The sequence below is a fragment of the Pseudomonas sp. genome (assembly GCF_037994325.1).
In the GTDB taxonomy this organism is placed as follows: Bacteria; Pseudomonadota; Gammaproteobacteria; order Pseudomonadales; family Pseudomonadaceae; genus Aquipseudomonas.
On record NZ_JBBNAH010000322.1, the window covers coordinates 1 to 7,100 of the forward strand.

Consider the following 7,100-nt stretch of genomic DNA (forward strand, 5'->3'; position numbering starts at 1 on the left):
GCTCAAGACCGACCGCTACCCCAGCCTCGATTGGGCCAGCGACTACCCCTACGACGAAGCGAAAAACGACAACTACGCGGTGTTCGGTTTGTTCGCCAGTTGGAAGCCTCGCCAGCAAGGCTTGAAAGGCACGGAAGTGAACCTGACCATCGACAACCTGTTTAACAAAGACTACATACCGCAACTCAGCGGCGACAGCGTGCGCAGCCAAGGCCGCAACGCCAAGGTCAGCGTTACCCGCTTCTTCTAAAGCGCCCCGTCCAGCCCCCGCTTGGCAAGAAATGCAGCCAGAAAATCAATAAAGGCCTGCACCTTGCCGGTGGCGCGGCGATGGCTCGGGTACACGGCCAAAATATTCGGGCCGAAGGCATCCGGGTCGATCTCGTAATCCGCCAGCACCCGCTGCAAACGGCCGTCAGCCACGTATGGGCCCACGCTCCACTCGGGCGTATGCAGCAACCCGGTGCCGGCTAACGCGGCCGCCAACAACAGATCGTAGTTATCGCTGCGCAAGCGGGCTTTTTGCGGATGGTCGAGGGTAAAACGTTGGCCATCGCGCTCGACAAACCACAGGTGTTTATCCAGCGCCGAATGCTGATACACCAACCAGTCGTGGCGGTTGAGGTTGTACGGCGTCAGTGGCTCCGGATTGCGCGCTAAGTACGCCGGGCTGGCACAGATAAAAATGCGGTTACGTCCCACACGGCGAGCGATCAGCCCAGGTAAATCACTGGGGCCTTCTCGCAGCGCCAGGTCATAACCGCTTTCGACCAGATCGACAAAGGCATCGCACAGGTCGATATGCACGGTCAGTTGCGGGTACTCGGCCAGAAAGCCTGCGCACACCTCATCCAGAAACGCCCGGCCAAACGCCAGCGGCGCGGTAATCCGCAGGTTGCCGTGCAGGCCATGTTGCAACTGGCCAATTTCTTCACCCACCTCATGCAAACGCTGCAGCACCTGGCGCGCCGTTTCCAAGTACAAACGCCCAGCCTCGGTCAGCACCGTGCGCCGGGTGCTGCGCTCAAACAGGCGGCTGCCTAACTCAGCCTCCAAGTGGCTAACCGCCTTGGTCAGCGCTGAGGGCGTTTTGCCCAATTGCTCGGCCGCACGGCTAAAACTGCCGTGCTCGGCAGTGGCGACAAACATGCCCAGAGCGCTGAGTTTATCCATTGCAGTTTTTCCCATCAGGCAAAAGGGTTTTGCTCCTGGCAGGCGTTCTGCCAGGCAAGCGCAGCCGCTAGTCTCGCCAGCAGACCAATAAATACAAGGGGTTTTCCATGAAAAGGTTCATTCCGAACCTGTTGGCGCTAGCGGTGGCTTTTTCCTCGATGGAATCGATGGCCGCTGCCGACCTGGTGTTATTTAACGGCAAGGTGTTTACCGCCGAAAGCAGCCAGCCCAAGGCACAAGCGCTCGCGGTCGAGAACGGCAAGGTGCTGAAGGTAGGCAGCGATAGCGAGGTAAAAGCCCTGGCCGACGCCCACACACAACTGATCGACCTCGGCGGCAAAACCCTATTGCCCGGCATGATCGACGCCCATTCCCACGCCATTTTCGGCGGCCTGGAAATGGCCTCGGCCAACATGGGTGATGAAGTGGTAGCCCTGGAAGAACTGCAAAAACGCCTGCGCGGTTGGCGCGACGATGGCAGCGCCGGGCATGGCGAGGTGCTGACCGTTGCCGGCATGAACTCAGCGTATTGGGCGCAAGCCGAGGGCCTAGGCAAGCTGTTTAACAACGGCGAATGGGCCAACGTACCCATCGCCTTTATGGGCAGCGACCACCACACCGGCTGGATCAACAACGCCATGCTCAAGCGTGCCGGCATTGACGCCACGCTGATCAAAAACCTGCCCGCCGCCGAAGCCGACACCATCGGCAAATTGGCCAACGGCGAGCCCAATGGCTTTCTTGTCGACGCTGGCTGGGACCGCGCCGCCGCCGCCCTGCCGCCACCCAGCGCAGCGGTATTGCTCAAGGCCGGCCAGGCCGCGGTGAAGTTCAACAACAGCTTAGGCATCACCGCCTGGATGGACCCCGCCGCCAACGCTGCGCCGGGTGAAGCCGTATTTGCCATGAAGCCCACCGAGAAATCCGTGGGCATTTTGCCGGTGTACAAAACCCTGGCGGAAAAAGGCCAACTCACCGCCCACGTTGCCGCGTTATTGGTGGCCAACAGCAAGAGCCGGCCAAGCGACTTGGATGTGCTGGGTAACGTGCGCGAGCAGTTCAGCGGCATCGCCAACCTGACCTTGCCGGGCATCAAAATCTTCGCCGACGGCGTGCTTGAGTACCCGGCACAAAGTGCCGCGCTGATCGACCCTTACACCAACTCCAGCAAACGCGGCGAACTGCTGATCGACCCCACACACTTCGGCGAACTGGTCAGCGCCATCGACGCCCGTGGTTGGCTGGTGCATATCCACGCCATCGGCGACCGCGCCGTGCGCGAATCACTCAACGGCATCGAGCAGGCACGCAAAGACCGCAACAGCGGCATCACCCACTCCATCACCCACCTGCAGTTGGTAAACCCCAAGGAATTCGCCCGTTTTAAACCGCTAAACGTTATCGCCGCCATGCAACTGCTGTGGGCCAGCGGCGATGAATACACCCTGGATATGGTCAAGCCCTACGTCAGCGCCTTTGCCTTCCGCTACCAATACCCGGCGCATTCGCTGCTGAAACAAGGCGCCACTATTGCCGGCGCCAGCGACTGGCCGGTGTCCAGCCCCAGCCCGTGGTTGGCGATTGCCCAGGCCATCAGCCGTGAAGGCCCCAAAGGCGTGCTCAACGCTGACGAACGCATCGACCGCGACACCATGTTCTACGCCTACACCCTCAACGCCGCGCGAACCATCGGCCTGGAACAACAGATCGGCTCACTGAAAGCCGGCAAGGCGGCGGACTTCATCATCGTTGACCGTGATGTGTTCAGCGTCGATGCGAAAAGCTTGGGGGAAACCCAAGTGCTGAATACCTACTTTGCCGGGAAGCAGGTGTACGCGCCGGCAGCCCTCTAGCACCGCGTTCGTCTCACGATTCTGGGTCCCGAAACGTCGGACCGCCGCCTGCGCGGGAAAGACGATGGTTTTGAAAACCTCCGTCGTCCCCGCGCAGGCGGGGACCCAGGTGCACCGACCTAACAAGAAACGTCACCCCTGCTTGGCCCAGACCTGTTGCATCCAGGTCTGCGGCGAAGCCTTGACCTCGCACTGTCCATAACAACCACAACATAGGGACCACCGCATGAAGCACCTCTTACTCGCAGGCCTCACCCTGTTTCCGCTCGCCGGCCAGGCCGCCATACCGCTGAACGACGACTTCGCCGTGCAGGTCGACCTCACCCTGGCCAGTGACTACCGCACCCGTGGTATCTCACAAACGCAGAACGACCCCACCGCCCAAGTCGGCGTCACCCTGCTACACAGCAGCGGCTTGTATGCCGGCGCCTGGACTTCAAACGTCGACTTCGGCTTTGGTCTGAAAACCCGCCAGGAAGTGGACTACTACGCCGGCTGGTTCTGGCAGGCCAACGATGACATCAGCCTGGACACCGGCTACATCAAGTACGCCTACCCCAAAGAAGGCCAGTTCAACCAAAGTGAGGTCTACAGCATCCTCAGCGCTTACGGGTTTAAAGCGGCCGCCTACTACTCCAGCGATGCGCCGACTGTGTTCGGTAAAGATCAAGACACGCTCTACAGCTACTTAGGCTACGAAACCACCCTGCCCGCCGATATCGGCCTGAAACTGCGCTACGGCCGTATGGATTTCAAAGACCCGCTGTTCTGGTCGCAAGCCGGCAACGGCACCGATTCCTACCGCGAGTGGGAGGCCAAGCTCAGCTATGACCTGTTCGAGGTCACCTGGGGCCTGAGCTATATCGACACCGACCTCTCCAACGGCCAATGCGCGAGCAATTACGGCTTTACCGACACCTGCGGTGCTACCGTAGTCGCCAGCGTCAGCAAGTCGTTCTGATCGCCCGTTGCGGCCCGGATTTAAAACCTCGGGCCGCAGCGTCTTACGCCCCCGCTGTAACCTTCCTGCAATCTTCCCGACTTATTCTCCGGGCACTTTCCACCGCTCTAGAATAAGGTCCTGCCGCATGCCGCGCGCCCTGGCTGTAACCGAACGCGATACTTGGATTCGCACTGTCACCTTTTTGGTTCTGGGGTTTATCTGCTACGCCCTGCCTTGGTCGGTATTTGCCGCCCTGCCGGCGCCAGCGGGCGACGCCCCGGCGTTGCGCATTCAAGGCTCCAACACCATCGGCGCCAAACTTGGCCCAGCATTGGTTAAAGGCCTGTTCGAGCAACAGGGCCTGAAAAACATCCGCATGGAACCCACCGGCAACGACAACGAACAGCGCCTGATCGGCCAGAACGCCCAGGGCCGCAACGTGGTCATCATCGTTGCCGCCCATGGCTCGGGCACCGGCTTTGTCGCCTTAAAAGACGGCAGCGCCGAACTGGCCGCCTCCTCGCGCCCAATCAAAGACAGCGAGTACCAAGACCTTAACGCGCTGGGTGATTTAAAAGGCCGTGGTGCCGAGCAAATCATCGCCATCGACGGCCTGGCGATCATTCTCCACCCCAGCAACCCGCTCAGCGCCTTGAGCACCGAACAACTGGCGCAAATCTTTTCCGGCGAGGCAAAAACCTGGGAAGCCGTTGGCGGCAAAGGTGGCCCCATTCACCTGTACGCCCGCGACGATAACTCCGGCACCTACGACACCTTTAAGGAACTGGTCCTCAGCAGCCACGGCAAAACCCTCGGCGCTGGCGCCAAGCGTTTTGAGTCCAGCGAACAGCTTTCCGATGAAGTGGCGCAAGACCCGGCCGGCATCGGTTTTATCGGCCTGCCCTATATCCGTCAGGCCAAGGCCGTGGCGATTGCCGATGGCGACTCGCAAGCCATGCCGCCATCCACCAGCCTGATCGCCACCGAAGACTACCCGCTGTCACGCCGGCTGTTTTTCTACCTGCCGCCACAGGCAAAAAATGCCTGGGCCGACGCCCTGGTGAAATTCGCCCAGAGCCCCGAAGGCCAAGCCATCGTCGCCAAAACCGGCTTTATCGCGCAGACCGTACAAGCGATCAAAGTGGCGCCCAGCAACGACATGCCCAAGAGCTACCAAGACCTGGCGCGCGACGCGCAGCGTCTGTCGGTGAACTTCCGTTTTAAAGAAGGCAGCGCCGCGCTGGACAACAAATCCCACTATGACCTGCAGCGCGTATTGGACTACCTCAAAGACCACAACAAACTCAACCGCCAGGTAGTGCTGTTGGGCTTTGGCGACCCCAAAGCCGACCCGGCGCGTGCGGCGTTGCTGTCGAAACTACGGGCCATGACCGTGCGCCGTGAACTGGCCAAAGAAGGTGTGATGTTCCGCGACATCGACGGCCTCGGCGACGAGCTGCCGGTCGCGGCCAACAGCGCCGAAAACGGCCGGATCAAAAACCGCCGGGTTGAGGTGTGGGTGTACTGAGCCATCGCCGCCCGCTGGGTATGCGCACCTTGGCAATACCCCGGCGATCACCATGGTGCGCACAGCAACCTACGTGCTGTGCGCACCAAAGGGTGTGGACGGCTGGCTAGAACCCCTGGCCTTTCGCCGCCTTCTCCAGCAACAACGCTGGCGGCAAGAAACGCTCGCCATACTGCTCGGCCAGGTACTGCGCCCGCGCGACGAAGTCTTTTAACCCGTACTGGTTAATAAACTGCAGCGCGCCACCGGTCCAGGCGGCAAAGCCAATGCCGAAGATGGAGCCGATATTGGCGTCAGCGGTGGACAGCAACACGCCCTCTTCCACACAGCGCACCGTCTCGATCGCCTGAATAAACAGAATGCGGTCGCGCACATCTTCCTGGGAAATTCGCGCGTCAGGCTTTTCAAAGCGGCTTTTCAGTTCCGGCCAGAGAAATTTCTTGCCGCCAGCCGGGTATTCGTAGAAGCCACCACCGGCCGCTTTGCCCGGACGTTTGTATTCGTTAAGCATCAGGTCGACCACCGCGAACGCCGGGTGCTCGGGAATTTGCTTGCCTTCGGCGGCCAGGTCTTTCGCGGTTTGCTGGCGGATATGGTTCATCAGGCTCATCGACACTTCGTCGCTGATCGCCAACGGCCCAGTGGGCATGCCGGCTTTACGCGCTTCGGTTTCGATCATCGCGGCGTTTACGCCTTCGCCCAACATGGCCAGGCCTTCGTTGGTAAAGGTGCCGAACACCCGCGAGGTAAAGAAGCCACGGCTGTCGGTGACCACAATCGGGGTCTTTTTAATCTGCATCACGTAGTCGAAACCACGGGCCAGGGTTTCGTCGCTGGTGTGCGCACCTTTGATGATTTCCACCAAGGGCATTTTGTCCACGGGGCTGAAGAAATGCAGGCCAATAAATTTGTCCTGTTTTTCCACCGCCTTGGCCAGGCCGGTGATCGGCAAGGTCGAGGTGTTGGAGGCAATCACCGCGTCGCTTAAGGCATGGCGCTCGGCAGCGGCGGTGACCTTGGCTTTAAGCTCGCGGTCTTCAAACACCGCTTCGATAATCAGGTCGCAACCGGCGAAGTCGACCTCATCGGCGGTGGCTTTGATACGGGCCAACACGGCATCGCGTTTTTCTGCAGTGAGTTGGCCACGGCTGACCTTCTTGTCGAGCAAGGTCGCGGAGTAGCTTTTGCCCTTCTCTGCCGCTTCCACCGAGATGTCTTTAAGCACCACCTCGATACCGGCCACGGCCGAGACATAGGCAATGCCTGCGCCCATCATGCCGGCGCCAAGCACCCCGACTTTCTTGGTTTCATAGGTCGGTTGGTCTTTCGGCCGCGAGCCACCGGCGTTGATTTCGTTGAGTTGGAACCAGAAGGTGCCAATCATATTTTTCGCCACCTGGCCGGTGGTCAGCTCGGTGAAGTAGCGCGCTTCAATCAATTGCGCGGTGTCGAAATCCACCTGTGCGCCTTCCACCGCGGCACACATGATTTTCTCCGGCGCCGGGAAGCAGCCCTTGGTTTTATCCCGCAGTACCGACGGGGCGATGGCGAGCATTTGCGCCACATTCGGGCTCGACGGCGTGCCGCCAGGAATCTTGTAGCC

6 protein-coding genes are annotated in these 7,100 nt (G+C 60.3%); 4 read left to right on the forward strand and 2 right to left on the reverse strand.

Annotated features, from left to right (window positions below; all coding sequences use genetic code 11):
- Window positions 1–250 (forward strand): hypothetical protein (locus AAAB16_RS10900; protein WP_340663333.1); only part of this gene is annotated, 250 nt, incomplete at its 5' end.
- On the opposite strand, the gene AAAB16_RS10905 is transcribed toward AAAB16_RS10900, so the two are convergent.
- Window positions 247–1,173, reverse strand: coding sequence for a LysR family transcriptional regulator (locus tag AAAB16_RS10905; RefSeq protein ID WP_340663334.1), 927 nt, complete (start codon window positions 1,171–1,173; stop codon window positions 247–249). The two genes, AAAB16_RS10900 and AAAB16_RS10905, sit on opposite strands and share 4 nt — an antisense overlap.
- 107 nt (window positions 1,174–1,280) lie before the next feature.
- On the opposite strand from AAAB16_RS10905, the gene AAAB16_RS10910 reads away from it, so the two are divergent.
- From AAAB16_RS10910 to AAAB16_RS10920, 3 genes are all read left to right on the forward strand, one after another.
- Window positions 1,281–3,026: an amidohydrolase gene (locus AAAB16_RS10910; RefSeq protein ID WP_340663335.1), complete on the forward strand. Its 1,746-nt coding sequence runs from the start codon at window positions 1,281–1,283 to the stop codon at window positions 3,024–3,026.
- A 226-nt stretch (window positions 3,027–3,252) separates the two neighbouring features.
- Window positions 3,253–3,987: a TorF family putative porin gene (locus AAAB16_RS10915; RefSeq protein ID WP_340663336.1), complete on the forward strand. Its 735-nt coding sequence runs from the start codon at window positions 3,253–3,255 to the stop codon at window positions 3,985–3,987.
- 127 nt (window positions 3,988–4,114) lie between these two features.
- Entirely contained in the window at window positions 4,115–5,497 is a 1,383-nt protein-coding gene (locus AAAB16_RS10920; protein ID WP_340663337.1) for a phosphate ABC transporter substrate-binding/OmpA family protein, read from the forward strand.
- 106 nt (window positions 5,498–5,603) lie between these two features.
- On the opposite strand, the gene AAAB16_RS10925 is transcribed toward AAAB16_RS10920, so the two are convergent.
- Window positions 5,604–7,100, reverse strand: a 1,497-nt coding sequence (locus AAAB16_RS10925) for a 3-hydroxyacyl-CoA dehydrogenase family protein (RefSeq protein WP_340663338.1), incomplete at its 5' end; no start/stop codon positions are given.